Genomic DNA, 26,657 nt, shown 5'->3' with positions numbered 1-26,657 from the left:
CTCAGAGGTTGGGGCTCCCCTTCTTATCGTCGCTCGCCCGCCCGAAGCGGAAACCTCGGCGACGGCGCGCCCACCGCTCCGGAAGCGCATGCCGGGCGGTCACCCCCGGCCGACCGACTCCGCCACCCCGCGCGCCTCCTCCGCGTCCGGTATGCCCTCCAGCCGGAAGGTGAGCGCGCCCCCGCTCCGTGTCCAGAGGAGCGTGGGCCCCGCCGTACGGACCTCATGGGTCCAGACCCGGCCCGTCGAGTCCGTCATCGGGACCGTCAGCAGGTGCGGCGCCGCGAACCAGTAGCCCTGCGCGCCGTCCGGGAGGTCCACCCACTCCGGCCGCGTCGTGACCTCCTTGGCGAAGCCGATGTCCAGCCGGGCCGGGAACTCGTCCAGCCGGACCGTCCGCTCCCCGTCCCGCCAGCACAGGCTGATCACCGCCCGGCCCCGCTCGGCCGACCCCGTCACGGCGACCGCGTCCGGCGCGCCGAGGACACCCGGTATCAGCGGCTCGAAGCCCGCCCTGCGCCCGGCTTCCGCCAAGCTCACCGGGTCGGCGCACCCCGGCACCGCCGCCCCGCCGGGCGGCGCACTGCGGCCGGCGGGATCGTCGGAGTACCGCACGGTGACCCCGCCGAAGCCGAACCAGTCCGCGACCGCCGCCCGCACGGGCGGAGTGAGCACGAGCACGATCAGCACCCCCGTCAGACCCGCCACCAGCGCCCGCCACCGCCCGCGCGCCCACCCCCGCACCGATGCCCACCACCGGCGCCACACCGGCAGAGGCTCCGGTCGAGGCTCCGGCACGGGCGTCGGCGCGGGCGTCGGTACGTGCTCGGCGAGGAGCTGCGCGAGCACCCGCTCCGCCATGGACTCACCGTCCACATCGGGCACCTGGAGCCGCCGCCCCAGCTCCCGCAGTTCCTCCGGCAGCCGCTCGTCAGCCACGCTCCTCACCTCCCTCCCGCACGTGTCCCTCCAGCACCCGTCCCAGTTTCCTCAGCGCCCGGCTCAGCCGGGACTTCACCGTCCCCCTCGGCCAGCCCAGCGCCGCGGCCGTCTCCGCCTCGTCCAGCTCGAGGAGATAGCGGTGGATCACCACCTGGCGGTGGTCCTCCGTGAGGCCGTCCAGGGCGTCGAGGAGCCGCCGGCTCCGCTCCCGCTCCTCCGCGGCGACCGCCGGGTCCGCCGACTCCGGTATCCGCGGCTCGCCCCCGAGCAGGTCCGCCTCCCGGTCCGCTACGGCCCGCTGCCGACCCGCCGAGCGCACTGTGTTCCTGGTCTCATTGACGACGATCCGCAGCAGCCACGGCCGGAACGCCGCGCCCTCCTTGAACCGCCCCAGCGACCGGTACGCCTTGAAGAACGCCTGCTGCACCACGTCCTCGGCCTCCGGTCCCGCGCCGCACGCCACGGCCGCCCTCAGCGCCACCGCCGTATGCGCGCGGACCAGCTCCGCGTACGCCTCCGGCTCTCCGGCGCGCACCCGTGCGATCACCACGGCCTCGTCGTCGACCAGGCCCCCCTCCCGTGTCCTCACACTCTTGATACACCGGCAGTCGGGGATCGGTTCCCACACCTGAGAGAATGATGTGCATGGCCTCTGATCGTCCTCGCGCGCTCTCCGGAATCCAGCCCACGGCGGGCTCGTTCCACCTCGGCAACTACCTCGGTGCGGTCCGTCAGTACGTCGCACTCCAGGAGTCCCACGACGCCTTCTACATGGTCGTCGACCTGCACGCCATCACGGTTCCGCAGGACCCCGCCGAGCTGCGGGCGAACACCCGCCTCGCCGCCGCGCAGCTGCTCGCCGCCGGCCTCGACCCCGACCGCTGCACGCTGTTCGTCCAGAGCCACGTCCCCGAGCACGCGCAGCTCGGCTGGGTCATGAACTGCCTCACCGGCTTCGGCGAGGCCTCCCGCATGACGCAGTTCAAGGACAAGTCGGCGAAGCAGGGCGCCGACCGCGCCACCGTCGGCCTCTTCACGTACCCGATCCTCCAGGTCGCGGACATCCTGCTCTACCAGGCCAACGAGGTCCCGGTCGGCGAGGACCAGCGCCAGCACATCGAGCTGACGCGCGACCTCGCGGAGCGCTTCAACGGCCGCTTCGGCGACACCTTCACCGTCCCCAAGCCGTACATCGTCAAGGAGACCGGGAAGATCTACGACCTCCAGGACCCGACGATCAAGATGAGCAAGTCGGCGTCCACGCCGAAGGGCCTGATCAACCTCCTGGACGAGCCGAAGGTCACCGCGAAGAAGGTCAAGAGCGCGGTCACCGACACGGACACCGTGATCCGCTTCGACGCGGAGAACAAGCCGGGCGTCTCCAACCTGCTCACCATCCTGTCCACCCTCTCCGGGACGAGCGTCGCCGACCTGGAGAAGAGCTACGAGGGCAAGATGTACGGCGCGCTGAAGACGGACCTGGCCGAGGTCATGGTGGACTTCGTCACGCCGTTCCGGGCCCGCACCCAGGAATACCTGGACGACCCGGAGACGCTGGACTCGGTCCTGGCCAAGGGCGCGGAGAAGGCCCGTGCGGTCGCCGCCGAGACGCTGGCGCAGACCTACGACCGGATGGGCTTCCTGCCCGCCAAGCACTGAGTCCTAGGACCCTGGCCACGAGGGTGGTGCAGGACGCACACTGGCGGCTGCACCACCACGAGCACACCACGAGCACACCACAAGCACACGACTCGACGGACGACGGAGGAGAACGACGTGGGGACCGTAACGCTCGGCGTTTCGATCGCGGTCCCGGAGCCCTACGGCAGCCTGCTCCAGGAGCGGCGCGCTGGCTTCGGGGATTCCGCCGCGCACGGCATCCCCACGCACGTCACCCTCGTCCCGCCGACCGAGGTCGCGGAGGAGCGGCTCCCGGAGATCGAGGCGCACCTCGCCGGGGTCGCCGCCTCGTACGAGCCGTTCCCCGTCCGCCTGAAGGGCACCGGGACGTTCCGCCCGCTGTCCCCGGTCGTCTTCGTGAAGCTCAAGGAGGGCGTCCCCCTCTGCAACCGGCTCCAGCACCGGATCCGGGACGAGGCGGGACCGCTCGCGCGCGAGCTCCAGTTCCCGTACCACCCGCACGTCACCGTGGCGCACGCCATCTCCGAGGAGGGGATGGACCGGGCGTTCGAGGAGCTCGCCGGATACGAGGCGGCCTGGACGTGCCGCTCGTTCGCGCTGTACGAGCAGGGCCCGGACGGCGTGTGGCGGAAGCTGTACGACTACGAGTTCGGCAGCGGCCGGCCGATCTCGGCCGTCCCGACCCAGGGCGGCAGCCCGGTCGACACGCCGACCGTCACCCCCGCCGGCTGAGTCGGCCTCCCCGCCGCTCTCAGACCGGCAGGAGGCGGAAGAGCGGCCTCGGCACGTGCCGTACCGCCGCCATCACCATCCGCAGCGTCCCCGGCACCCACACCGTCTCCGAGCGGCGCCGCAGCCCCAGCTCGATCGCGGTCGCGACCGCCTCGGGGGTCGCCGAGAGCCGGGCCCGCGGCCTCGCGCGCCCGGCCGCCGCCGTCGACCGGACGGACCCGGGCCGGACGACCATGACGTGCACGCCCGTGCCGTACAGCGCGTCCCCGAGGCCCTGGGCGAACACGTCGAGCCCCGCCTTCGACGAGCCGTAGATGAAGTCACCGCGCCGGGCCCGCTCGCCCGCCACCGAGGAGAGCACCACCAGCGAGCCGTGCCCCTGCGCCTGGAGCGCGCCCGCGCACACCAGACCGGCCGAGACGGCGCCCGTGTAGTTGGTCTGCGCGACCCGCGCGGCGGCGACGGGGTCGGCCTCGTCGTGCGCCTGGTCGCCGAGGACCCCGAAGGCGAGCAGCACCACGTCGATGGGCCCCTCCGTGAAGATCTTGCCGAGCCGCTCCTCGTGCGACTCGGTGTCGAGCGCGTCGAAGGGGACGGTGCGCACGTCCGTGCCGAGCGCGCGGAGCGAGTCCGCGGCGGCGGTGAGCGCGGGGGAGGGGCGGCCGGCCAGCCACACCGTACGGACGCCGCGGGCGATCATCCGGCGCGCGGTGGCGAGCCCGATCGTGGAGGTGCCGCCGAGGACGAGCAGGGACTGCGGGGTGCCGAAGGCGTCCTTCATGGTGGGGTACTCCTCAGAGGGCGGTGGGTCTCGACAGCCATCAGGGTGACCGTATAGCCGCGTCTGTCGCTTATGCCGCCATTGCCTCCGGGATGTCGTTCACCGTCCCGCGTGCTCCGCCGGGGGATTCTCGTACTCCGGCCATCTCTGGACCAACGGATCAAGGGGTACGCGTACGACATGGACTGGCTGACCAAGCTCCCCGTCATCGGCCCCGTGGCCACCCGCCTCATGCGGACACACGCCTGGCGCTCGTACGAGACCCTCGACGAGGTCCACTGGAGCCGGCTCGCCGCCGCGATCACCTTCCTCTCCTTCCTCGCCCTCTTCCCCCTGATCACGGTCGCCGCCGCGATCGGTGCCGCGCTCCTCTCCACGGAACAGCTCGACAACATCGAGGAGAAGATCTCCGACCAGGTACCCGGCATCTCCGACCAGCTCGACATCGACGGGCTCGTCGCCAACGCCGGCACCGTCGGACTCATCGCCGGCGCCCTCCTGCTCGTCACCGGCATCAGCTGGATCGGCTCCATGCGGGAGTGCCTGCGGGTCGTGTGGGGGCTCGACGACACCGAGGAGGGCAACCCGATCGTGCGCAAGGGCAAGGACGCGCTCGTGCTCCTCGGCCTCGGCGGCGTCGCGGTCTGCTCGCTCGCCGCGTCCTGGCTCGGCTCCACCGCCGTCGGCTGGAGCGCCGACCGCGTCGGCATCTCCGGCGACGGGGCGGGCGGCTACCTGCTCCAGGCGGCCGCCGTCCTCGTCGCCGTCGCCGCCGACTTCCTGATGCTGCTCTACGTCCTGACGCTGCTGCCCGGCGTCCACCCGCCCCGCCGCCGGCTCGTGGTGGCGGCGCTCCTCGGCGCCGTCGGCTTCGAGCTGCTCAAACTGCTGCTCGGCGGCTACATGAAGGAGGTCGCGGGGAAGTCGATGTACGGGGCGTTCGGCACACCGATCGCCCTGATGCTGTGGATCAACCTCACCGCGAAACTGCTGCTGTTCAGCGCGGCCTGGACCGCTACGGGTTCACGTCCGGATCCAGCGGCGTCCGCGAGCGACGACGACGCGCCCCCGAACCGGCCAGCGGCCAGCGCCGGTTGACGAGGAAGACGGCGCCGGCGAGCAGGACGAGCGCCCCGCCCGCCACGCTCAGCGCGATCCCGACGCCGCCGGACTTCTCCGAGGAGGCGGCGGCGGTCGCCGACGCGTCCGGAGCGTTCTTCCCGGGCGCGGGCGCTGTCCCGCCGTCGGAGGTCCCCGTACCCGACCCGGATTCCGCCCCCGTACCCGACTCCGACCCCGTGCCCGTACGGGCCGACGTGGGCGGCACCAGCTCGCCCACCGGGGTCACCTTCCCGGCCGCGGCGAAGCCCCAGTCGAGCAGCCGGGCGGTCTCCTTGTAGACCGCGTGCTGCTCCTTCGAGGACGGGTTCATCACGGTGACGAGCAGGACCTTCCCGCCCCGCTCCGCGACCCCCGTGAAGGTGGATCCGGCATGGGTGGTGTTGCCGTTCTTCACCCCCGCGATCCCCTGGTACGGGGCGACGCCGAGGTCGCCGGTCAGCAGCCGGTTGGTGTTCTGGATCTCGAACGTCTCGCGCTTCTTGCCCGGCTTCAGCTCGCCGGGGAAGGCGGCGCGGGGCGTGGCGGCGTACTCGCGGAAGTCCTCGTTCTGCATGCCGCTGCGGGCGATGAGCGTGAGGTCGTACGCGGACGAGACCTGGCGCGGGGCGTCGTAACCGTCCGGGGAGACGACGTACGTGTCGAGCGCCTGGAGCTCGGCCGCGCGGGCGTTCATGTCCTTCACGGTCTTGGGGATGCCGCCGTTCATGGCCGACAGGACGTGGACGGCGTCGTTGCCGGAGCGGAGGAAGACACCGAGCCACAGGTCGCGGACGCTGTAGGTCTGCTTCTCCTTGACGCCGACCAGGCTGGAGCCGGAGCCGAGCCCGGCCAGGTCCTGGTTGGTGACCAGATGGTTCTGCGTCTTGCCGAGCTTCGGCAGCACGGTGTCCGCGAAGAGCATCTTGAGCGTGGACGCCGGAGCGAGCCGCCAGTGCGCGTTGTGCGCGGCGAGGACCTCGCCGTTCTCCGCGTCCGCGACGATCCAGGACCGGGCGGACAGGTCCTTCGGCAGCACCGGGGCACCGGGCCCCAGCTGGACCTGGGTACCGGGCTTGCCGAGCAGCGCGCCGCCGACCGCGGACATGGTGGCGGGCGGTTTGGGCTGCTTGTCCTTCGCGTCCTTCCCTTCGTCCGCGTGGGCCGCCGGCGCGGCGATGACGAGCGGCAGGAGTACGGCAGCGGCGACCGCCCAAGCGGTCTTCTTCGAAGCAGACACGGTCGAGAACGTACAGGTACGGAACAGGGATCCGAACCCCGCCTGGCGGTTCGTCCACGCTCGTCCACCCGGACGCGGGGCCGGAGAGGCGGACGGTGATACTGGGGCCATGAAGCTCAGCCGTCGCGTCTCCTGGTTCCTGCTCGCGTTCGGGGTGTGGAGCTGGTTCATCTGGATCACCTTCGTCAAGAACCTCTGGAACGACGGGAGCGGCCTCGCCTTCGACGACGCGGGCGACCCGACGGCCTATTTCTGGGTTCACCTGCTGCTCGCCGTCACGTCCTTTGTCTTGGGGACGGTGATCGGTGTGCTCGGGTTGCGTGGAGTGCGTGCCGCGCGTCGCGACACCGGTCACAGCTCCTAGTCGGCGAAGAGAAAGAGGGGGGTTCGGGGCGTGCTCGTGTTTCTGCTGGTTCTGGTCGTCGTCCTCGCCGTGCTCGGCGGGGTCCACTGGTACGTGTGGCGGCGCCTCGTGCGCGATGTGACGGCGCCCGGGGGGACGGCTCGGCGGGTCGGTACGGTCGCCGTCGTCGTGCTGCCGGTGCTGTCGCTCGCGGCGCTGACCTCCTCGCGTGCCGGTGCGCCCTTCTGGTTCCAGCAGGTCGTCGCCTGGCCGGGGTTCCTGTGGCTCGCCCTGTTGCTGTACGTGACCCTGGCCCTCGTGGTCGGCGAGGCCGTGCGGCCCGTCCTGCGCCGGTGGCTCGATCGCCGCGCCACGGCCGAGGTGCAGCCGGCGGCACCGGTGCCCGTGACCGTTCCCGAAACCGCCGCGCCTGCCGTGGAGGCTCCTGAGCCCCCGGCGGCCGCCCCCTCCCGGCGTCTCTTCGTCTCGCGCGTCGTCGGTGGCTCCGCCGCGGCCGTCGCCCTCGGGACCGTCGGGTACGGCACGTACGGCGTGCTGCGCGGGCCGCGGATCAAGCGCGTCACCGTTCCGCTCGCCAAGGTGCCGCGCGCCGCGCACGGCTACCGGATCGCCGTCGTGTCCGACATCCACCTCGGGCCGATCCTGGGCCGTGCCCACAGTCAGCGGATCGTGGACGCGATCAACTCCACCCAGCCCGATCTGATCGCGATCGTCGGCGACCTCGTCGACGGCACCGTCGAGAACCTCGGCTCCGCCGCCGAGCCCCTCGCCCGGCTCCGCGCCCGCCACGGCTCCTTCTTCGTGACCGGCAACCACGAGTACTTCTCGGGCGCCGACGCCTGGGTCGACCACGTACGCGAGCTCGGTCTGCGCCCGCTGCGCAACGAGCGCGTGGAGATCGCGGCCGGCTTCGACCTCGCCGGGGTCGACGACATCGCGGGGGAGGGCGAGGGTCAGGGTCCCGACTTCGCCCGCGCCCTCGGCGACCGCGACCGGGCCCGCGCCGCCGTGCTCCTCGCGCACCAGCCGGTCGTCATCCACGACGCCGTACGCCACGGTGTGGACCTCCAGCTCTCCGGTCACACCCACGGTGGTCAGCTCTGGCCGGGCAACTACCTCGCCGAGCTCGCCAACCCGACCGTTGCGGGGCTCGAACGGTACGGCGACACCCAGCTGTATGTCTCGCGCGGCGCGGGCGCCTGGGGGCCCCCGGTCCGGGTCGGCGCGCCCTCCGACATCACCCTCGTCGAACTCGCCTCGAAGCAGGCGTAATCGGGCGGCGGAGCAGGAGGTCACTCCCTGCTCCGGGAGCGATACGTGCTGCTCATCGGCTTAAAGTCTCATATCCCGGACATATACCTGCTGTGTGAAAGTTTTTCCTTCCACTTGTGAAGGTCGTGTGATTGGCTGACGGCAATGCGGCGTTTTCGGGGGGCGTCGTGCCTGGGGTGGTACGAAAAAAGGAAGCACGGCAAATGCGGTCGACGGTCCGTCTGCGGATCCTCATCACTTGTGGAGTACTGGTGGCGGCCGGGGTCGGGGGCTGGCAACTCCTGCCCTCCGACGACCTCCGGTCGGATGCGATCAGCGTCGGCACGACCGACGAAGTCACTTCACTCGACCCGGCCGGCGCCTACGACGCCGGTTCGTGGGCCATGTACAGCAACGTTTTCCAGTCGCTGCTGACGTTCAAGCCGGGGTTCACGACCCCGGTGCCGGACGCCGCCGAGAGCTGCAAGTTCGTGGGGGCCAAGCTCACCACGTACCGGTGCACGCTCCGCGACGACCTCACCTTCGCCAACGGGCGCAAGGTGACGGCCGAGGACGTCAAGTACTCCTTCGAGCGGATGCTGCGCATCAAGACGGACGTCGGTCCGCAGCCGCTCTTCCCGACGCTGAAGAACGTGGTGGCCGACGGCCGCGACGTCACCTTCAACCTCAGCGGCCGGGACGCCACCTTCCCGCTGAAGGTGGCCACGGGCGCCGGCTCGATCGTCGACAGGGAGCAGTACCCGGCCGACACGCTGCGCTCCGGCCTGGCCGTCGACGGCTCCGGCCCGTACGTCCTCAAGGAGTACGAGCCGGGCGAGTCCGCGCTCCTGGAGCCCAACCCCGCGTACAAGGGCGCCATCAGCAAGGCCGGCGGCCCGGTCCTCGTGAAGTACTTCGGCAAGTCCGAGGACCTCGCCGGCGCGTGGAAGTCGCAGGAGGTCGACGTCACGCACCGGCAGCTGCCGCCGGACTTCCTCGGGACCCTGGAGGCCGAGGGCGCGACCCGGCTCACCGAGGCCGAGAGCGCGGAGATCCGCAACCTCAACTTCAACGTCCGGCCCGGCTCGCCGATGGCGGACAAGGCCGTGCGCCAGGCCGTCGCCGCCGTCATCGACCGCCCGGAGATCACCACCGGCGCCTACAAGGGCACCGTGGAGCCGCTGTACTCGCTCATCCCGCAGGGCTTCGTGGGGCACAGCACGGCGTTCTACGACGCCAACCCCGCGCCGAGCGCGAAGAAGGCGAAGAAGCTCCTCAAGGAGGCCGGGGTGGAGACGCCGGTGAAGTTCACCTTCGGCTTCCGCGCGGACGCCACCTACGCCGCCGAGACCGCGGAGATCAAGCGGCAGCTGGAGGACACCGGCCTCTTCGAGGTCAAGGTCGTCGAGGCCGACTGGAAGGGCTTCCAGAAGGCGTACGCGCGCGGCGCCTACGACGCGTACACCGTCGGCTGGCTGCCCGACTTCCCCGACTCCGACAGCTTCACCGCGCCTCTCGTCGGCACGGCGAACACCCTGCACAACGGCTTCTCCAGCAAGCGGATCGACTCCCTGGTCGCCTCGACGCAGCAGTTCAGCGACCGCTCCCGGGCGACCGGGGACTTCCGGGCGATCCAGACCGAGGTCGCCGACGACGTCCCGCTCGTCCCGCTGTGGCAGAAGAAGGACTACGTCCTCGCCACGGAGGCCGTGGGCGGCTCCCAGTACCTCACGGACGGCACCGGCATCTGGCGCCTCTGGGAGCTCGACTGGATCTAGGCCCCGCCCTTGGGGTCCGGCTTCGGGTTGGCCCGCTTGGGCCTGCCCGAGGCCGCCATCCCGGCCGCTGTCGGCATGAAGTCGGAGAGCAGCTCGTGCGTCTCCTTGACGAGCGGCCGGAGGATCCGGAAGCGGGAGAGCGAGATCGCGCGGGCCGTGACCGGTGCGAGCCGCTCGACCAGCCGCCGGCTGTTCGCGGCGCCCTCCGAGCGGTCGTACACCCAGAACAGCACGAGGCCCATCTGCTGGAGCCACAGCAACTGCGGGAGCGCCTCGGCGAGTTCCGGGTCGACCTTCACCGAAGCGCCGCGGATGACCCGCCGGTGGACCTCGATCGCCGCCTCGCGCGGGCCCTCCGACTCCGGTGAGAACGGGCTGAGCGGGCTGTCCGGGTCGGCGGCGTTCTTGAAGAACTGCGCGGCGAACTCGTGGTACGGCTCGGCGATGTCGAGCCAGCCGAGGTACACGCCCCGGATCCGGGCCGTGAGGTCCTTCTCGGGGCCGTTCAGGAGGGACTCGACCGCTGCCTGGTGCTCCTGGGCGATCCGGTCGTAGAAGCCCTGGACGAGGTGCTCCTTGGACGAGAAGTAGTAGTACGCGTTGCCGACGGAGACCCCGGCCTCCTGGGCGATGGCCCGCATCGTCGTCTTGTCGTAACCGCGCTCCTTGAACAGCCGGAGCGCGGTTTCGAGGATGAGCGTGCGGGTCTGCTCGCTCTTCGGGGCCTTCTTCTCGTCGGCCTTCTTCTCTTCCTTCACGTCCTTCACGGTCCCGAGCCTAGTCGGGTCGGCCGGGTGCCCCGCGGCGCCCGTCCTCGTCCTCGCAGGCGGGTCCCTTGAGGGCCTCGCGCCACTTCGCGGCGGCCAGGACGGTCACCCGGGCGAAGGGCTGTCCGGCCGGGGTGGCCAGCCAGTGGGCCTTGGCCCGGTGGTCGGCGAGTGCCCAGAGGCAGACGATCCAGGCGTTCGTCTCCCGGTAGACCTGCCCCCGGTCCCCGACCACCGTGATCTCCCGCAGGGTGGCGGAGTGGTCGAGTTCCGGGAAGCGGCGCCTGGCCTCCTGGGAGCCGGCCGGGACCAGGTCCAGGGGCACGAGCTGCCGCTGCCGCAGCAGCCAGTGCCTCAGGTGGACGCAGAGCGGGCAGTCGGCGTCGTACAGCACCGTCAGGCGTCCGACGGGGGTCGGCACGGCTCGGCCCCCCTCAGCCCTGCGGCGCGGGCGGGGCCCAGGGGCCGACCTTGGGGCTCGCGGTCCAGCCCTGCGGGCCGACCGGCGGGACCTGTTCGCGCTCCATCACGCCCCGGCGGCGGATCTTGTTGAGCACGTACACGTTGCCCAGGTGCATCACGCCGAGGACGAGCAGGACGACCCCGAGCTTGACGGAGAGGGCCTCGAAGAGCGAGCGGGCGTCGAGGACGGCCTCGTCCTGGCTCAGATAGAGGGCGACGAAGCCGAAGTTGACGAGGTAGAAGCCGACCACGAGGAGGTGGTTGACGGCCTCCGCGAGCTTCTCGTTCCCGTGCAGGACGTCGGCGAGGAAGATCCTTCCGTTACGGCTGAGCGTGCGGGCGACCCAGACGGTCAGCGCCACGCTGATCACCAGGTAGACGACATACGCGACGACAGTGAGGTCCATGCCCCACCCTCCTTTGAACGCGTTCAAAAGCTGTTGGGCATGACTGTAGACCTCCTCTTGAACGTGTTCAAGTCGCATGTCCAAATCAGTGGCAGCCCGGCCCCGCCCCCTCTAGGGTCGGCGGGTGACGCTCTCTCATGACCTGGCCGGCCAAGGCCCCTCGACCGTCGTCCTGCTGCACTCCGGGGTCTGCGACCGCCGGATGTGGGACGGACAGTTCCACGCGCTCGCCGACGCGGGCCACCGCGTCGTCCGCTGCGACTTCCGCGGCTTCGGCGACACCCCCGTCGACGCCCCGCACACCCACGCGGAGGACGTCCGCGACCTCCTCGACCACCTCGGCGCCGACCGCGCCGCCCTCGTCGGCTCCTCCTTCGGCGGAGTCGTCGCCCTGGAGTTCGCCGCCCGCCACCCCGGCCGTGTCACCGCGCTCGCCCTGCTCGGCTCCGGCAGCCCCTGCATGGAGCCGAGCGAGGAGCTGCGTGCCTGGGGCGGCCGCGAGGACGCGCTCCTGGAGGCCGGCGACATCGACGCCGCCGTCGAGCTCAACGTCGACACCTGGCTCGGCCCCGAGGCCGACGAGACCGCCCGTGCCCTCGTACGGCGGATGCAGCGGCGCGCCTTCGACGTCCAGCTCGCCGCGCCCGAGGAGTTCGGCCCGGTCGACCCCGAGGTCACCCGGGACGAGCTCGCCCGGATCGAGGTCCCCGCGCTCGTCGCCAGCGGCGTCCACGACGTGCCCGACTTCCGGGCCGTCGCCGACGACCTGGCCGGCCTCCTGCCCGCCGCCCGCCGGGTCGACCTCGACTGGGCCGGACACCTCCCGGCCCTGGAGCGCCCGGACGAGACCGCCCGGCTGCTCACCGCCTTCCTGGCGGGGGTCTGAGCCTCAGCGGAAGCGCCGCACCCCCGGGACGAGCGCCGTGCCGAGGCAGCAGCCGCCCACCACCACCGCGGCGGCGAGCAGTGGCACCTCCGGCCCCCACGCGGCGGCGGCGAGCGGGGCCAGGGCGTAGCCCAGCGGCATCGCGGCCAGCGAGAGCAGCCAGTCGTACGAGGTGACCCGGGCGAGCGCGTGGTCGGGTATCGCGCGCTGGACGGCGGTGTCCCAGACGGGGGAGAGGAAGCCGAGGCCCGCCTGCGCGAGCCCGTAGGCCGCGATCGTCAGCGGCGCGGGCGCGGCCACGGCGAGCAGGATCAGCGGCAGGGCGTACGTGGCGAGCCCGAGGTTCGCCGTCAGGACCGGGCGCCGGGGGCGGGCCCGGTCGGCGAGCAGCGCGCCGAGGAGGAAGCCGACGGCGCCGACCTGGAGCAGGACGACCCAGGTCCCGCCGCCGCCGAGCCGTTGCACGGCGACGGCGGGGCCGAGGGTCATGAGGACGGCCGCGGCGCCGTTCCAGGCGCTGTGGCCGATCAGGCTGGTCCAGTACCAGTCCCGGGAGCGGACCTCCTGCCAGCCCTCCGCCAGGTCGGCGCGGAGCGAGCGGCGCGGGATCGGCACCCTTTCGACCCGTACGGCCGTCAGGAGCAGGGCGCTGACGGCGAAGGTGGCCGCGTCCAGGACGAACGCCCAGCCGGGCCCCACGGTCAGGACGAGGGTGCCCGCGAGCGCCGGTCCGCCGAGGCGGCTGGCGCTCCGGGCGACGCTCATCGCGGCATTGGCGCGGTGCAGCGCCTCGGGCGCGACGGTTCCCTTCACGAGCGGTGAGCCGGTCGGCATCGCGAAGGCCCCGGCGGCGCCGCCGAGCGCCTCGGCGACCGCGAGGACGGCGAGGCTCGGGGCGCCGCCGAGTAGCTGGAGGCCGACCAGGAGCTGCGTGGCGCAGCGCACGAGGTCGGTGACGAGCGCGACCGTACGGGCGTCGAAGCGGTCGCCGACGACGCCGCCCAGGGGCAGCAGGAGCAGCCGGGGGACCATCGCGCAGCCGAGGACGAGGGCGAGCGCCGACGTGGAGCCGGTGGCCTCCAGGACGGCGAGGGCGAGGGCGGCGGGGATCGCCGCGTCACCCAGGAGGGAGAGGGCGCGGCCGGTGAAGAGGAGGCGGAAGGAGCGCGTGCGCAGGGGGTGGGGGACGGCGGCGGGCGCGGCGTCGCGCACGGGAGCGGCAGGCATGGACCGCAGAGTATTTCGGTACCGAATAATTAGTCAACGAAATACTTCTCCTGAGAAGGGGCCCGTCCGCCGACGTACGATCAGTTCATGGCGCTCCCCGAGGAACCGCGTGCCCCAGGCGAATCCCGTCAGCCCCGCGACTGGACCGACGACCACGTCGCCCGCTGGCAGCCCGTCCTGCCCGGCCTCGACCCCGTCGTCGAGGGCGCCGTCACCCGGATGAAGAAGCTCTCCGTCCACTTCCGCCGGGTCAGGGAGCAGTCGCTCGCCGACTTCGACCTGGAGCGATACGAGTTCGACACCCTCCACAAGCTCGCGGGCCGCGGCGGCAGCGCCGCCCCCTCCGAACTCGCCCAGGACCTCGACCTCGCCCCCGCCTCCGTCTCGGGCCGCCTCGAAGCCCTGGAGAAGCGCGGATTCGTCCGCCGTACGCAGTCCACGACCGACCGGCGCCGGGTCGTCGTCGAGCTCACCGACGCCGGCCATCAGACCTGGCTCGGCGCCATGGACGTCCTCGGGCACGAGGAGTACCGCCTCCTCGGCGTCCTCTCCGCCGAGGAGCGGAATCAGCTCAACGACCTGCTGCGGCGCATCATGGTCGAGGCGGAGAGCGCGGAGCACGTCCGCCACTGGGACTGACCGCGCTCCGGGAAGCGCGTCAGGCCGTCAGACGCTCAGCGAGCGCGCGTAGTTGATCTGCGCCAATGCCCAGTGGATGGTGTCGGGGTGCATCGCCGGGATCATCGTGGAGTGGTGCCTGCCCCCGCTGTTCACGGTGATCTGGACGAAGCCCGTCGTCGCCTTCTCCTTGATCAGCAGGAACAGCAGCCCCAGGCCGCAGACCGCGACGAAGAGACAGGCCAGCACGATGCCGACCGTCGAGATCTTCTCCTCGGTACGCGACAGGTCCATCGCGTTCCACACCGCGCCCCTCAACGGCATCGGCCCGGACGGGGTGAGGATCTGGTCACCGACCACGCTGATGTCCCCGATGGCGAACGACGGCGCCCCGCCCGTCGGGTACGGCGGCGGCAGGGCCACGCCGCCCGGCAGAGTCGGCTGGTAGGCGGGCGCCTGGTACGGCCCCGGTCCCGTGCCCGCTCCCGGCGTCGCGTCGTGCGGATACCCGTACGCGGGAGTCCCGGGACCCTGGCCGGGCCCCCACTGGTACTCCCCGTCCGCGTAAGGATTCGGCTCGCTCATCAGTCCCCGCTTTCCACGAAACTCCGCAACGACAAAGCCCGCTCCTGCACGCGCAGCGTACAGAAGCGGGCGTTTGCAGCCGAACCAGATGTCAGAAGCGGCGCGTGATCAGCGCACGCTTGACTTCCTGGATCGCCTTCGTGACCTCGATGCCACGGGGGCACGCGTCGGTGCAGTTGAAGGTCGTGCGGCAACGCCACACGCCGTCCTTGTCGTTCAGGATCTCCAGGCGCTGCTCGCCCGCCTCGTCACGCGAGTCGAAGATGAAGCGGTGCGCGTTGACGATCGCGGCCGGACCGAAGTACTGGCCGTCGTTCCAGAAGACCGGGCAGGACGACGTGCACGCGGCGCACAGGATGCACTTGGTGGTGTCGTCGAAACGCTCGCGGTCCTCGGCGGACTGCAGACGCTCGCGCGTCGGCTCGTTGCCCTTGGTGACCAGGAACGGCATGACGTCCCGGTACGCCTGGAAGAAGGGCTCCATGTCGACGACAAGGTCCTTCAGCACCGTCAGGCCCTTGATGGCCTCGACCGTGATCGGCTTCTCGGGGTTGAGGTCCTTGATCAGCGTCTTGCAGGCGAGCCTGTTCTTGCCGTTGATCCGCATCGCGTCCGAGCCGCAGATGCCGTGCGCGCACGACCGGCGGAAGGTCAGCGTGCCGTCGACGTCCCACTTGATCTTGTGGAGGGCGTCGAGGACACGCTCCTTCGGGTCGATCTCGATCTGGAAGTCTTCCCAGACCGAGGCGTCCGAGATCTCGGGGTTGAAGCGGCGGATCCGCATCGTGACCGTGATGTACGGGGAGGCGGCGGACTCCGCCTCGACCTTGTCCAGTACGGGGGTAGCCATCAGTACTTACGCTCCATCGGCTGGTAGCGGGTCTGGACGACCGGCTTGTAGTCGAGACGGACGGTCTCGGAGCCGTCGTCGCCGACCTCGCGGTACGCCATGGTGTGGCGCATGAAGTTGACGTCGTCGCGGTTCGGGTAGTCCTCGCGGTAGTGACCGCCGCGGGACTCCTTGCGCGCGAGGGCCGAGACGGCCATGACCTCGGCCAGTTCGAGCAGGTTGCCCAGCTCGATGGCCTCAAGGAGGTCCGTGTTGAAGCGCTTGCCCTTGTCCTGGATGGACACGTTCTCGTAGCGCTCGCGCAGCTCGGCGATCTTCTCGACGGCCGTCTTGATCGTCTGCTCGGTGCGGAACACCATGACGTTGGCGTCCATGGTCTCCTGCAGCTCGCGGCGGATGTCCGCCACGCGCTCGTGACCCGTGGACTCGCGCAGCTTCTCGATCGTCGCGACGACGAGGGACTCCGGGTTCTCCGGCAGCTCGACGAAGTCGTGCTTGGCGGAGTACTCGGCCGCGGCGATGCCGGAGCGCTTGCCGAAGACGTTGATGTCGAGCAGCGAGTTGGTGCCGAGGCGGTTGGCGCCGTGCACCGACACGCAGGCGACCTCGCCGGCCGCGTACAGACCCGGGACCACCGTGGTGTTGTCCGACAGGACCTCACCCTCGACGTTGGTCGGGATGCCGCCCATGGCGTAGTGCGCGGTGGGCTGGATCGGGATCGGGTCCGTGTACGGCTCGATGCCGAGGTACGTACGGGCGAACTCGGTGATGTCCGGGAGCTTGGCGTCGAGCTGCTCCGGCGGAAGGTGCGTCAGGTCCAGGTAGACGTGGTCGCCCTCGGGACCGCAGCCGCGGCCCTCGCGGATCTCCGTGTAGATGGAGCGGGAGACGACGTCACGGGACGCGAGGTCCTTCATGACCGGCGCGTACTTCTCCATGAAGCGCTCGCCGTCCTTGTTGCGGAGGATGCCGCCCTCACCGCGGGCGCCCTCCGTCAGCAGGATGCCCATGCGCCAGATGCCCGTCGGGTGGAACTGGAAGAACTCCATGTCCTCCAGGGGCAGACCGCGGCGGTAGCACGCGGCCTGGCCGTCACCGGTCAGGGTGTGGGCGTTGGAGGTCACCTTGAAGAACTTGCCGGTGCCGCCGGACGCGTAGATCACGGCCTTGGCCTGGAAGATGTGGATCTCGCCGGTGGCCAGCTCGTAGGCGACGACGCCCGCGGAGTGCTTCACGCCGTCGACCTCGACGATGAGCTGGTCCAGGACGTAGAACTCGTTGAAGAACTCCACACCCTCCTTGACGCAGTTCTGGTACAGCGTCTGGAGGATCATGTGGCCCGTGCGGTCCGCGGCGTAGCAGGACCGGCGGACCGGGGCCTCGCCGTGGTTGCGGGAGTGACCGCCGAAGCGGCGCTGGTCGATGGTGCCGTTCGGGGTCCGGTTGAACGGCAGGCCCATCTTCTCCAGGTCGAGGACGGCGTCGATGGCCTCCTTCGCCAGGATCTCGGCGGCGTCCTGGTCGACCAGGTAGTCACCGCCCTTGACCGTGTCGAAGGTGTGCCACTCCCAGTTGTCCTCCTCCACGTTGGCGAGCGCGGCGGCCATGCCGCCCTGCGCCGCGCCCGTGTGGGAGCGGGTGGGGTAGAGCTTCGTCAGCACGGCGGTGCGGCTGCGCTTCGTCGACTCGATCGCGGCGCGCATGCCCGCGCCACCGGCGCCGACGATGACGGTGTCGTACTTGTGGATCTTCATGACGTGGATTACCTCAGCCCCGTGCCTAGCGGATGTTCGGGTCGAAGGTGAAGATCACCAGCGTGCCCAGAAGGATGGTGAACACCGTGGCGGTGTACAGCAGGCCCTTGAGCCACAGGCGCGTGTTGGCCCGCTCCGCGTAGTCGTTGATGACCGTACGGAGGCCGTTGGCGCCGTGCAGCATGGCGAGCCAGAGCATCAGCAGGTCCCAGACCTGCCAGAACGGGGACGCCCAGCGGCCGGCCACGAAGGCGAAGCCGATCTTGGAGACGCCGCCGTCGAGGAAGAGCTGGATCAGCAGGTGGCCCAGGACCAGGACGACGAGGACCACGCCGGAGAGGCGCATGAAGAGCCACGCGGCCATCTCGAAGTTGCCGCGGGTCGCCTTCGGCGTCTTGCCGGTGCGCTTGCGCGGGGCCTCGATGTACGGCGCGGGGTTGTCCACGTCGTACACGGCGCCCTCGACGGGGCCGATGGCGGCGGAGGAGGTGGTGTCAGCAGACATATCTGGCGTCAGCTCCCGAACAGTTCACGTGCGGCGTGGCCGAGGACGGGGTACAGCGAGCCCGCCATCAGCACGACCCAGATGCCCACGACGGTCCAGAGCATCTGCTTCTGGTAGCGCGGGCCCTTGGACCAGAAGTCCACGGCGATGACACGGAGACCGTTCAGCGCGTGGAAGAGGATGGCGGCGACGAGGCCGTACTCCAGAAGAGCGACGATCGGCGTCTTGTAGGTCGCGACGACCTCGTCGTACGCCTCGGGAGAGACGCGGACGAGAGCGGTGTCCAGCACGTGTACGAACAGGAAGAAGAAGATGAGGACGCCGGTGACTCGATGAGCCACCCAGCTCCACATTCCTTCCCGGCCGCGGTACAGCGTTCCAGCCGGCACGGAAAAACCCTCCGGGAGCGGGGATCAGGGTCGGCCGGCTTCTCTGTCGGTCTGACCCGGCCGGGTACGGTCCACCGGCCCCGGTCATCGTAGCGACGACTTGTCGGTTCGCTCGCGCGGGGTCCATCGGTGTGATCAAACAGGCACGGACGGGCTATCCCACAAGCCGAAATCGCCCTGTTCCGGTCGGAATCACGCTTCGGAGTGTCGGAGCGTGAGGCCCTCGGACAAGCGGAAGGCCAGGCGGGCGCGGGCGAGCCGCCTCAGTTCGTCGGCGGCGATCACGCGCTCTTCCTCTGGTTCGTTGCCGAGACGTGACCGAATGCCTGCCAATACCTGGTCGAGACGCTCTCCGGGCCGCACTCCTTCGAGGCTGATCACGAACGCGTGTCCGAAACTGCTCTCGTACGCGGCGTGGGCGGCCCGCAGCGCCGTCCGCGCCGCCGGCGGGGCGTCGGGGTGCGGAGGGGCGGAGGACTCGGCGGCCAGCGCCTCGTCGAGATCGGCGCGGGACAGGTCGTAGCCGGCCTCGTCGGCCGCGGCGAGCAGCGCGTCGACCGTCGGGTACGGGCGGTGCGCGGCCACCCGTTCGGCCCATCGGGGGCTGTGGCAGCAGGAGAGGAGCAGGGTCTCCGCCTCGGCGGCCGAGGCGGCGTTGAAGCGCGTGAGCCCATGGGGCGAGAGGTGGGAGGGGTGCGAGGACGGCTGAGCGGATGGCCGAGCGGCGGGGCCCTTGTTCTGCGCGGGTATGCCAGGCGTGTCCGTGGAGCCCGGCTTCCGGCAGGGGGCGTGGGTGTCGCTGGTCAGCGTGGGCTCCGGTACTCCGGGACGGGTGGGGTGGACGTGACGCAACGTTATCGACGGGACGAGGGAAGTGTCCGACGGATGCGCGAATTTCACCCGGAAGGGAGAGTTTCGGAACATGTGATGGACGATCCGGTTCCGTTCCCCCGATTGGCCGGACCGCCTTCCGTACGGGAGGATTCCGAATGATGCGGTACTCCATACGGGTGCCCCGCCGGGGCCCCGCACTGATGGCGACCGCGGTGGCACTGGCCACCGTGGCGGCCTGTTCGAACGGCTCTCCCTCCGGGGCGCCGTCCCCTTCGTCGCCCCCCGGCGGTACGGCCACGAGCGCCGCGCCCAGCAGCGCGCCGCCCTCCCCGACACCGACGCCCACTCCGACGCCGACCCGGACGTACCCCCTCTCCACCGAGCCCCGCACCATCCCCGCCGTCCGCGACCACGAGGCCGCCCGCGGCCCCGGCTGGAAGCCCGCGCCCACGGCCGGGATCGTCCTCGGCCCGAACAGCGCGGGCCTCGCCGACGAGGGGAAGCTGCTCGCCGGCGAGCTCGGCGTCCCGTACCGCGGGGCCGTCGCCGCCGGACCCGGCGACGTGGAGCTGGCCCTGGGCGGGACGGGCGCCGCCGAGTCGTACACCCTCGTCGTCCGCGACGGCCGGGTGCGGATCAGCGGGCCCGACGAGGCCGGGGTCTTCTACGGCACCCGGACGCTCAAGCAGTCGGTCAAGGCCACCGGCGCGATGCCCGAGGGCACCGTCACCGACGCCCCCGCGAAGCCCCAGCGCGGACTGAACCTCGACATCGCCCGCAAGTTCTTCACCGCGGAGTGGATCGAGGCCCGGCTCCGGGAGATGGCCGACCTCAAGCTCAACCAGTTCGGTCTGCACTTCTCCGACGACCAGGGCTTCAGGATCGCCTCGGACACCCACCCCGAGATCGTCTCGGCCCAGCACCTCACCAAGGCCGAGGTGCGCCGGATCCTCGCCCTCGCGCAGAGCCTGCACATCACCGTCGTGCCCGAGATCGACTCGCCCGGACACCTCGGTGCCGTCCTGCGCGCCTACCCCGACCTGCGCCTGCTCAACGTCCAGGGGGTCCCGCGCCAGGGTGCGATCGACATCTCCAAGCCCGCCTCGGCGCGGCTCGTGGACGAGCTGCTGCGCGAGTACGCCGCCCTCTTCCCCGGCGGCTGGTTCCATGTCGGCGCCGACGAGTACCAGGCGCTGACCGTCCGCTCCCCGGAGGCCTCCTACCCGCAGCTGGCCACGGCGGCACGCCAGAAGTACGGCCCCCAGGCCCGCGTCCAGGACCTGGCGGAGGGCTGGCTGAACGACCGCGCGGCGGTGGTGCGCGACACGGGCAAGGTGGCGAAGGCCTGGAACGACGGCTTCTTCCGGGGCGGTGTCGTCAACGCCGACAAGGGCATCGAGGTCGAGTACTGGACCGGCAAGGAGATCGGGGCCCGGCCGCCGGCCGAGTACCTGAGCGAGGGCCGCGATGTCGTGAACCTCAACGACGAGTACCTCTACTATGTCCTCGGCGAGCCGAACGAGTTCACGTACCCCACCGGCCGCCGCATCTACGAGCAGTGGACCCCGCTGGTGCTCCGCGGCACGACACCGGTCCCGGCCCGCTACGACCCCCAGATCCTCGGCGCCCGCTTCGCCGTCTGGTGCGACCTCTCGGGCGCACAGACCCAGACCCAGGTCGCGAACGGCATCCGCCTGCCCCTGACGGCCCTGGCCCAGAAGGTCTGGGACCCGACGAAACCGACCCTGACCTGGGACCAGTTCCGGGCCCTTGCGGCGCGGGTGCGCTGAGGCCTCTCCATGGACGCGGCCACTCCGGATCGCGTACGTTCCCCCGGCGGCGGCCGAGCGGCCGCCGCCGGTGCCTCGGGGAGGGGCGCCGCACGTTCCTGGGGGGAACCGCACACCCATGCTCCGCAATCCGAACGGCCTTTCGTACGCCGTGATGGTCCTGCTCGCGGCCGACATCGTCTTCGACGTCCTGCTCGGCGCGATCGAGGTCCGTTTCCTGTTCACCGACGTCACCACGGACTTCTTCGACCCGGCCGTCTTCGGGACTCTCGACCTGAACGTGGCCTACAGCATGGCGTTCACCCTGTTCGTCGCGACGGGGATCGTCTTCATCGTCTGGTTCCACCGGCTGCGGAAGAACGCCGAGGTCTGGGCCGGTGACCTGCAGAGCCGGAAGCCGGGTTGGGCCATCGGCGGCTGGTTCATCCCGCTCGCCAACCTCTGGATCCCGCAGGGAATCGCCGCCGACATCTGGCGGGCCAGCCGCTGGCAGCCGTACGCCGCCGACGGCAAGGGAGAGATGACGCTCCTCCGTAGCTGGTGGACGTTCTTCGCCGTCGGCATGGTGGTGGACCGGATCGCCGCGCAGCTGTACAAGCGCGCGGAGACGGCCGAGGCGTACACCACTGCGGCCTACTGGTCCCTCGCCGCATACGCCCTCGACATCGTCGCCGCCGTCCTCGCGATCCTCTTCGTGCGGCGTCTGACCTCTATGCAGCACGCCAAGGCCACTGGCATGATTCCGGCCGCGCAGTGACGAAAAACCGCCCCTCGGCGCAGTAGGGGAAGTACTGCGTCCGCATCGGGTGGCGAGGAGGCGTCCATGACGTCAGGGTCGGGCCGGAGCCTGCTGGAACTGATCGACGGGGCCGACGAGCGAGGGCTGGCCGCGGCCGGGCTCGCCTGCCTCGACCGCTGTCTGCCGCTGCTCGCCTCCGACGGGGGCGACGCCCTGCGGCCCGTGTGGGCGGCCGTCGCGCGCGGCGACGGGGCGGCGTGGGGCGAGGCCACCGCCAAGGCCCTCGTCGAGCTGGACGCGGCCCGCACGGACGGCGCCGAGGGCGTACGCGCCATGCTGGCCACCGCCCCGCCCGCGTGGACCGTCGAGGCCCTCCGTACCTGGGCCGGCGCCTGCTCCGTCACCGCCCTCGTTCTGCACGGCCGGTTCGACGCCGCCGGCGTCCCCGACGGGCTCGTCGAGCGCTGCCGGGCGGGCGACGCGGACGGCGCGGGCCCGCTGCTCGCCGGGGAGCTCCGCCGCCAGCAGGCCGTCCTCGAATCGGCCGCCCACGGCCCGACCGGTCTGCGCCGGGCCCGTGAGCTCTCCGTCGAGGGCGGCCGGGTCCTCCGCGCGGTCGTCTCGCGCCGGGCCCGCACCGCCTGATCCCCTAGGGCTCCTGGATCGTCGCCGAGGCGATCGTCTCGGCGATCTCCCGTTCCGCCGTGCCCTTGTCGAGGCCGAGGCCGGTCAGTACGCCCGTACCGTCCTCGTGCTCCAGGAGCGCCAGCAGGATGTGCTCGGTGCCGACGTAGTTGTGGCCGAGGCGCAGGGCCTCGCGGAACGTCAGCTCCAGGACCTTCTTCGCCGCCGCGTCGTACGGGACGAGCGCGGGCGCCTCGGCGGCGGCCGGCGGCAGGGTCGCCGCGACGGCCTCGCGGACCCGGTCGAGGGTCACGCCCTTCGAGAGGATCCAGTGCGCCGCGAGCCCCTCGGGCTCGACGAGCAGGCCGAGTGCGAGGTGGGCGGGGGTGATCTCGTCGTTCCCGGCGGCCGTGGCCTCGTTCTGGGAGGCCATGACCACGTTCCGCGCCCGGGGGGTGAACCGGCTGAACCCCGCGTTCGGGTCCATCTTCTCCGCGTCCGGCTCCTTGGGGACGAACCGCTTCTGGGCTGCCTGGCGCGTGACGCCCATGCTGCGGCCGATGTCGGTCCAGGAGGCGCCGGAGCGCCGGGCCTGGTCCACGAAGTGGCCGATGAGGTGGTCGGCGACATCGCCGAGGTGGTCCGCCGCGATGACCGCGCCGGAGAGCTGCTCCAGGGCGTCCGGATGGACCTTCTTGATCGCGTCGATGAGCTCGTCGAGGCGGACGGGGACATTCATGCCGACTGGATTCGTCATGAGGCAACCCTAGGTTGACACCCAGGGGGTGTCAACTGTCGGTTGACAGTGAAGTGGGTGCACTGCGCCCAGCCCGGGACGGGTGGCCGTCGGCCTGGATGGTGGGGGAGGTGGAAAAGGGAGACGACCGGGGCCGCCACCCCCCACAGGAGAGGCCCCGGTCGTCATCCACGGAGCCGCAGCACGGCTCCGTACTCCATACAGCGCCGGTGCTGCGCTTTCTGTCACACCGGCACGTGCACCCGCACGTGCATCCCGGCACCGTTCTCGAAGGTTTCGAGTTGTACAAAGACCCCGGACCGCGTGGACGCGGCGCGGGCACACGACGTAGCGTGCAGATGCGCGAGGCAGCGTGGCGGTGGTGACCAGCCGCGATGACGCGACGACGCGACCGACGAACAGGGTTTGGGGAGTGCTGGGGGACGACGCGGAGCTGACCGCCGCGGTGCTCGCTGCGCAGGACGGGGACGAGAACGCGTTCCGTACTGTGTATCGCGCCGTGCATCCTCGGCTGGTCGGCTACATACGCACACTGGTCGGCGAGGGCGACGCCGAGGATGTCGCCTCGGAGTCCTGGCTCCAGATCTCGCGCGACCTCGACCGCTTCAGCGGAGACGCGGACCGCTTCCGCGGCTGGGCGGCCCGGATCGCCCGCAACCGCGCGCTCGACCACATCCGGATGCGCGGCCGGCGGCCCGCCGTGGGAGCCGACGACACCGAACTCACCGACAAGCCCGCCGAGTCCGACACCGCGGACGAGGCGCTGGAAGCCCTGGCCACCGGCCGCACCATGCACCTGATCGCCCAACTCCCGCAGGACCAGGCCGAGGCCGTCGTCCTGCGCGTCGTCGTCGGCCTGGACGCCAAGAGCGCCGCCGACACCCTCGGGAAGCGCCCCGGCGCCGTACGGACCGCCGCGCACCGGGGGCTCAAGAGACTCGCCGAACTCCTCGGGGCGGACGGGGCGGACGGGCTGGACGGAGCGGACGGGGCCGGTGGGGACGTCGTTCCACTGGACGGTGTGCCTCCGCAACGCGGGCGCGGGCCGGGAGCCACGGGCCCCGGCGGTGTGACGCATTCACGTCCGCGTACGCAGAAGGACATGTGATGGCCGACGAGCGCTACCAGTGGCTCGACCAGGAGGCGGCGGAGCGGCTGCTCCGGGGCGAGCCGGTCGACGCCCTCGACGACCCCGCGCACCCCGAGGCCAGACGTCTCGCGGAGGCCCTCGACTCGGCCCGTACGCCGTCCGTCCAGGCCGGACGGGCAGAGCTGCCCGGCGAGGCCGCGGCGCTCGCCGCCTTCCGCCGGGCCACGGCCGAACGCGCCGCCCTCGCCGGGACCGCGACCCCGGCCGGCGCCGGCCGTGCCGCCGACCACGCCGAACTGGGCCATGTGCGGCTCGCCCCCGCCGCCGCGGCCACGCGCCGCCGCTGGGGACGTTCCGTGCGGTACGGGCTGGCCGCCGCGGTCGCCGCCGTCACGGTCGGAGGCGTCGCCGTCGCCGCCGGTACGGGCGTGCTGCCGCTGATGACCCCCGAGCCCGCGGCCTCCGTCACGGCGGCGGAGACCCCGGACCCCGTCGTGACGGGCTCGCACGGCGTACGGAAGGACCCCGAGTCGCCCTCGGCGGGACCGGGCGACGTCCACCACTCGCCCGGCTCGTCACCCTCGCCCGGGGTCACGACCTCTCCCGGCTCGCCCTCCTCGCCCGCGTCCCCTTCGCTCACCGCACCGCCCGCCACCCGGCACACCCCGGAACCCGGCCGGACGACGTCCCGCCCGGGCGGGGACACGGGCACCGGCGGGTCGACCGTGCGGGAGAAGGCCCTCAAGGCCTGCCGGGACTACCGGTCCGGCCGGCTCGACGCCGCCGACCGCCGGAAGCTGGCGGGCACCCTGCGCGGCGGCGAGACCCTCAGCCGTTACTGCGACCGGCTCCTCGGCTCCGGCGGCACGGGCGCGTCCGCCGATCCCCGCGAGGACGGCAAGACGGACGACGGCAGCAAGGACGACGGCAGCAAGGACGACGACACGTCCGACGGGAAGCGTGACGGGACGCGCGACGGCAAGAAGGACAGCGGGAACGACGGCGGGAACGACGGTGGGAACGACGGCGCCGAGCGCCGGAACAGCGGCTCCGAGGACACCGACCAGAGCCTCCGCGGGACGTTTCCCGCAGCAGGTGTGACACTTTCCGGGCCGTCGGCGCAGTACTGAGTGAGCCGACTGGTCATCGGCCGCGCGACGAGCCGGGGTTCCCCCCGTACCTACGGCTCCGCGCACCCGGCGCGGGTGGGGCACGTTCCCCCGGTCCCACCCGCGCCCCTTCTTCCTCTCCCCGCCGCTACCAGTGGACGACGACCTTGTCGCCGACCTTCACCTGGTCGAAGAGCGCCGAGAGCTTCGCCCGGTCCCGGACGTTGACGCAGCCGTGCGAGGCCCCGTTGTAGCCGCGGGCCGCGAAGTCCGCCGAGTAGTGCACCGCCTGGCCTCCGCTGAAGAACATCGCGTACGGCATGGGCGTGTGGTAGATCGTCGACGTCCACTTGCGGGCCTTCCAGCCCACGCTGAACGTGCCCTCGCGGGTCGGGGTGTTCTCCGAGCCGAAGCGGACGTCCATGGACGAGACGACCCGGCCGTCGATCATCCAGGCCAGGGTCCGGCTCTCCTTGCTGATGCACAGCACCCGGCCGGTCATGCAGCGCGCGTCCGGGGTGTCCAGCTTGTTCGTCGTCGACGGCTTCAGTTCGTCGGCGGTCGGCTTCCGGCTGGCCGAGAGCAGCCGCTCCCAGGTCGTCGCGTCGACCGAGCCCGTCCGCGGCAGCCCCTGCTTCTTCTGGAACGCCGTGACCGAGGCCGCCGTCATCGTCCCGTAGAAACCGGTGGGTGCCCGGTCGAAGTGGCCGAGCTGCCGGAGCCGGGCCTGGAGCTCGCGGACCTGCTGGCTCTCGTCGCCGTCCTTCATGAGGGCGTCGGGTGTCGGCGCCCCGGTGCTGGGGGTGGCGGAGGGGGACGGCGGCTTGTCGTCCGTCGTCGGCGAGACGGTCGGCGTGGTGGTGGGCGCGTCGGTGGGCGCGTCGGTCGGGGACGCCGTCGCGCTGGGGGAGTCGGACGTCGTCGCCTTCGGCGCCGTCGACGACGGGCTCGCGCCGCCGCCTGCCGGATCGGCCGCCTGGGCCGTACAGCCGGCGGCCAGTGCCACCGCTGCCGCCGCCAGTACCGCTCTGCGTATGACGGACGTGGTCCGCTTCATTGTTGCCCCCCGGGACGAGTCGTGTGTACGTAGGGATGCTTCCCGCGCGCGTGCGGTTGCGCACGCGCGTACGAAGGAACGGAAGCGAGCGCGCGCAAGCTGTGAGGAAGGTCCCAGCGTGCTGCCCTCCACCGGCCGCACGCCCGCCGCTACAGTCCGTCGCGAGGGTCGGTACCGCTGAGCAGCAGGTCTATCGGGAAGGCACAACACATGGCGCGCGAGTCGGAGTCGGGGCTGCCGATCGAGCCGGTCTACGGGCCGGGGGCTCAGGAGGGGTGGGATCCCGCCGAGAAGCTGGGCGAGCCGGGCGCGTACCCCTTCACGCGCGGCGTCTATCCGTCGATGTACACGGGTCGGCCGTGGACGATGCGGCAGTACGC

At 71.5% G+C, this 26,657-nt stretch carries 30 protein-coding genes; 14 read left to right on the top strand and 16 right to left on the bottom strand.

The annotated features are described in order from the left end of the window. Positions 1-99: 99 nt before the first annotated feature. The gene (locus ACIBG6_RS20775) at positions 100-939 is read right to left on the bottom strand and encodes a hypothetical protein (RefSeq protein ID WP_399224062.1); all 840 of its coding nucleotides are present in this window, start codon (positions 937-939) and stop codon (positions 100-102) included. Further along, positions 932-1,531, bottom strand: a complete 600-nt coding sequence (locus ACIBG6_RS20770) for an RNA polymerase sigma factor (RefSeq protein ID WP_399224061.1) — start codon at positions 1,529-1,531, stop codon at positions 932-934. Before ACIBG6_RS20770 ends, ACIBG6_RS20775 begins: the two co-directional genes overlap by 8 nt. Positions 1,532-1,587: 56 nt before the next feature. On the opposite strand from ACIBG6_RS20770, the gene trpS reads away from it, so the two are divergent. Together trpS and ACIBG6_RS20760 are read left to right on the top strand one after the other, a co-directional pair. After that, the gene (gene trpS, locus ACIBG6_RS20765) at positions 1,588-2,601 is read left to right on the top strand and encodes a tryptophan--tRNA ligase (protein ID WP_399224059.1); all 1,014 of its coding nucleotides are present in this window, start codon (positions 1,588-1,590) and stop codon (positions 2,599-2,601) included. A 117-nt stretch (positions 2,602-2,718) separates the two neighbouring features. Next, positions 2,719-3,315: a 2'-5' RNA ligase family protein gene (locus ACIBG6_RS20760; protein WP_399224058.1), complete on the top strand. Its 597-nt coding sequence runs from the start codon at positions 2,719-2,721 to the stop codon at positions 3,313-3,315. A gap of 19 nt (positions 3,316-3,334) precedes the next feature. Here ACIBG6_RS20760 and ACIBG6_RS20755 read toward each other — a convergent pair whose 3' ends face one another. Then, complete coding sequence (locus ACIBG6_RS20755) at positions 3,335-4,096, bottom strand: decaprenylphospho-beta-D-erythro-pentofuranosid-2-ulose 2-reductase (RefSeq protein WP_399224057.1); 762 nt, start codon at positions 4,094-4,096, stop codon at positions 3,335-3,337. 180 nt (positions 4,097-4,276) lie between these two features. Here ACIBG6_RS20755 and ACIBG6_RS20750 point away from each other — a divergent pair, with 180 nt between their 5' ends. Next, positions 4,277-5,194 carry a YihY/virulence factor BrkB family protein gene (locus tag ACIBG6_RS20750; RefSeq protein ID WP_399224056.1) on the top strand — a complete coding sequence of 306 codons (918 nt, stop codon included), beginning with the start codon at positions 4,277-4,279 and terminating at the stop codon, positions 5,192-5,194. Here ACIBG6_RS20750 and ACIBG6_RS20745 read toward each other — a convergent pair. Further along, positions 5,112-6,434, bottom strand: coding sequence for a D-alanyl-D-alanine carboxypeptidase family protein (locus ACIBG6_RS20745; protein ID WP_399224054.1), 1,323 nt, complete (start codon positions 6,432-6,434; stop codon positions 5,112-5,114). The two genes, ACIBG6_RS20750 and ACIBG6_RS20745, sit on opposite strands and share 83 nt — an antisense overlap. Positions 6,435-6,543: 109 nt before the next feature. On the opposite strand from ACIBG6_RS20745, the gene ACIBG6_RS20740 reads away from it, so the two are divergent. The 3 genes from ACIBG6_RS20740 to ACIBG6_RS20730 all read left to right on the top strand — a co-directional run bounded on the left by ACIBG6_RS20740 (position 6,544) and on the right by ACIBG6_RS20730 (position 9,827). After that, entirely contained in the window at positions 6,544-6,798 is a 255-nt protein-coding gene (locus tag ACIBG6_RS20740; protein WP_317598544.1) for an SCO4848 family membrane protein, read from the top strand. Positions 6,799-6,828: 30 nt separating this feature from the next. Beyond that, on the top strand, positions 6,829-8,070 hold the full coding sequence (locus ACIBG6_RS20735) for a metallophosphoesterase (protein ID WP_399224053.1): 1,242 nt from the start codon (positions 6,829-6,831) through the stop codon (positions 8,068-8,070). A gap of 203 nt (positions 8,071-8,273) precedes the next feature. After that, positions 8,274-9,827, top strand: a complete 1,554-nt coding sequence (locus tag ACIBG6_RS20730) for an ABC transporter substrate-binding protein (RefSeq protein WP_399224052.1) — start codon at positions 8,274-8,276, stop codon at positions 9,825-9,827. Here ACIBG6_RS20730 and ACIBG6_RS20725 read toward each other — a convergent pair. Genes ACIBG6_RS20725 through ACIBG6_RS20715 form a run of 3 tightly spaced genes read right to left on the bottom strand, consistent with a single transcriptional unit; the run spans position 9,824 to position 11,463 of the window. Beyond that, entirely contained in the window at positions 9,824-10,594 is a 771-nt protein-coding gene (locus tag ACIBG6_RS20725; RefSeq protein ID WP_399224051.1) for a TetR family transcriptional regulator, read from the bottom strand. The genes ACIBG6_RS20730 and ACIBG6_RS20725 overlap by 4 nt on opposite strands. 10 nt (positions 10,595-10,604) lie before the next feature. Next, positions 10,605-11,015 (bottom strand): thiol-disulfide oxidoreductase DCC family protein, encoded by a 411-nt coding sequence (locus tag ACIBG6_RS20720; protein WP_399224050.1) that lies wholly within the window; start codon positions 11,013-11,015, stop codon positions 10,605-10,607. A 13-nt stretch (positions 11,016-11,028) separates the two neighbouring features. Continuing rightward, positions 11,029-11,463: a hypothetical protein gene (locus tag ACIBG6_RS20715; protein WP_399224049.1), complete on the bottom strand. Its 435-nt coding sequence runs from the start codon at positions 11,461-11,463 to the stop codon at positions 11,029-11,031. Between the two features lie 124 nt (positions 11,464-11,587). Here ACIBG6_RS20715 and ACIBG6_RS20710 point away from each other — a divergent pair, with 124 nt between their 5' ends. Next, positions 11,588-12,349 carry an alpha/beta fold hydrolase gene (locus tag ACIBG6_RS20710; RefSeq protein WP_399224048.1) on the top strand — a complete coding sequence of 254 codons (762 nt, stop codon included), beginning with the start codon at positions 11,588-11,590 and terminating at the stop codon, positions 12,347-12,349. Between the two features lie 3 nt (positions 12,350-12,352). On the opposite strand, the gene ACIBG6_RS20705 is transcribed toward ACIBG6_RS20710, so the two are convergent. Continuing rightward, entirely contained in the window at positions 12,353-13,576 is a 1,224-nt protein-coding gene (locus ACIBG6_RS20705) for an MFS transporter (protein WP_399224046.1), read from the bottom strand. An 87-nt stretch (positions 13,577-13,663) separates the two neighbouring features. Between ACIBG6_RS20705 and ACIBG6_RS20700 the strand changes: the two genes are divergently transcribed. After that, entirely contained in the window at positions 13,664-14,215 is a 552-nt protein-coding gene (locus tag ACIBG6_RS20700; RefSeq protein WP_399224045.1) for a MarR family winged helix-turn-helix transcriptional regulator, read from the top strand. Positions 14,216-14,242: 27 nt separating this feature from the next. On the opposite strand, the gene ACIBG6_RS20695 is transcribed toward ACIBG6_RS20700, so the two are convergent. From ACIBG6_RS20695 to ACIBG6_RS20670, 6 genes are all read right to left on the bottom strand, one after another. Further along, complete coding sequence (locus ACIBG6_RS20695) at positions 14,243-14,779, bottom strand: hypothetical protein (protein ID WP_399224044.1); 537 nt, start codon at positions 14,777-14,779, stop codon at positions 14,243-14,245. Between the two features lie 91 nt (positions 14,780-14,870). Continuing rightward, positions 14,871-15,629 carry a succinate dehydrogenase iron-sulfur subunit gene (locus tag ACIBG6_RS20690; RefSeq protein WP_329621590.1) on the bottom strand — a complete coding sequence of 253 codons (759 nt, stop codon included), beginning with the start codon at positions 15,627-15,629 and terminating at the stop codon, positions 14,871-14,873. After that, positions 15,629-17,383: a succinate dehydrogenase flavoprotein subunit gene (gene sdhA, locus ACIBG6_RS20685; RefSeq protein WP_317598554.1), complete on the bottom strand. Its 1,755-nt coding sequence runs from the start codon at positions 17,381-17,383 to the stop codon at positions 15,629-15,631. Before sdhA ends, ACIBG6_RS20690 begins: the two co-directional genes overlap by 1 nt. A gap of 25 nt (positions 17,384-17,408) precedes the next feature. Beyond that, positions 17,409-17,888, bottom strand: a complete 480-nt coding sequence (locus ACIBG6_RS20680) for a succinate dehydrogenase hydrophobic membrane anchor subunit (RefSeq protein ID WP_141295397.1) — start codon at positions 17,886-17,888, stop codon at positions 17,409-17,411. A gap of 8 nt (positions 17,889-17,896) precedes the next feature. Continuing rightward, positions 17,897-18,277, bottom strand: coding sequence for a succinate dehydrogenase, cytochrome b556 subunit (gene sdhC, locus ACIBG6_RS20675; protein WP_015035721.1), 381 nt, complete (start codon positions 18,275-18,277; stop codon positions 17,897-17,899). A gap of 192 nt (positions 18,278-18,469) precedes the next feature. After that, positions 18,470-19,084: a 2-oxo-4-hydroxy-4-carboxy-5-ureidoimidazoline decarboxylase gene (locus ACIBG6_RS20670; RefSeq protein WP_399224513.1), complete on the bottom strand. Its 615-nt coding sequence runs from the start codon at positions 19,082-19,084 to the stop codon at positions 18,470-18,472. Positions 19,085-19,266: 182 nt separating this feature from the next. On the opposite strand from ACIBG6_RS20670, the gene ACIBG6_RS20665 reads away from it, so the two are divergent. The 3 genes from ACIBG6_RS20665 to ACIBG6_RS20655 all read left to right on the top strand — a co-directional run bounded on the left by ACIBG6_RS20665 (position 19,267) and on the right by ACIBG6_RS20655 (position 22,285). Then, the gene (locus tag ACIBG6_RS20665; RefSeq protein ID WP_399224043.1) at positions 19,267-20,901 is read left to right on the top strand and encodes a glycoside hydrolase family 20 protein; all 1,635 of its coding nucleotides are present in this window, start codon (positions 19,267-19,269) and stop codon (positions 20,899-20,901) included. Positions 20,902-21,019: 118 nt separating this feature from the next. Further along, the gene (locus tag ACIBG6_RS20660) at positions 21,020-21,658 is read left to right on the top strand and encodes a DUF4328 domain-containing protein (protein ID WP_399224042.1); all 639 of its coding nucleotides are present in this window, start codon (positions 21,020-21,022) and stop codon (positions 21,656-21,658) included. Positions 21,659-21,724: 66 nt separating this feature from the next. Further along, entirely contained in the window at positions 21,725-22,285 is a 561-nt protein-coding gene (locus ACIBG6_RS20655; RefSeq protein WP_399224041.1) for a hypothetical protein, read from the top strand. A gap of 4 nt (positions 22,286-22,289) precedes the next feature. On the opposite strand, the gene ACIBG6_RS20650 is transcribed toward ACIBG6_RS20655, so the two are convergent. Further along, entirely contained in the window at positions 22,290-23,021 is a 732-nt protein-coding gene (locus tag ACIBG6_RS20650; RefSeq protein WP_399224040.1) for a Clp protease N-terminal domain-containing protein, read from the bottom strand. 412 nt (positions 23,022-23,433) lie between these two features. Between ACIBG6_RS20650 and ACIBG6_RS20645 the strand changes: the two genes are divergently transcribed. Further along, positions 23,434-24,129, top strand: a complete 696-nt coding sequence (locus ACIBG6_RS20645) for an RNA polymerase sigma factor (RefSeq protein WP_399224039.1) — start codon at positions 23,434-23,436, stop codon at positions 24,127-24,129. Next, the gene (locus ACIBG6_RS20640) at positions 24,129-25,241 is read left to right on the top strand and encodes a hypothetical protein (protein ID WP_399224038.1); all 1,113 of its coding nucleotides are present in this window, start codon (positions 24,129-24,131) and stop codon (positions 25,239-25,241) included. Before ACIBG6_RS20645 ends, ACIBG6_RS20640 begins: the two co-directional genes overlap by 1 nt. A 127-nt stretch (positions 25,242-25,368) precedes the next feature. On the opposite strand, the gene ACIBG6_RS20635 is transcribed toward ACIBG6_RS20640, so the two are convergent. Continuing rightward, positions 25,369-26,277, bottom strand: a complete 909-nt coding sequence (locus tag ACIBG6_RS20635; protein WP_399224037.1) for a L,D-transpeptidase family protein — start codon at positions 26,275-26,277, stop codon at positions 25,369-25,371. A 210-nt stretch (positions 26,278-26,487) separates the two neighbouring features. Here ACIBG6_RS20635 and ACIBG6_RS20630 point away from each other — a divergent pair. After that, a partial coding sequence (locus ACIBG6_RS20630; protein ID WP_399224512.1) for a methylmalonyl-CoA mutase family protein occupies positions 26,488-26,657 on the top strand: 170 nt, incomplete at its 3' end.

Origin of the sequence: Streptomyces sp. NPDC050842, from assembly GCF_044456565.1 — a bacterium.
Classification (GTDB): domain Bacteria; phylum Actinomycetota; class Actinomycetes; order Streptomycetales; family Streptomycetaceae; genus Streptomyces.
Note: the sequence above shows the minus strand (reverse complement) of the source record. Positions and strands in the feature narration are given on the sequence as shown.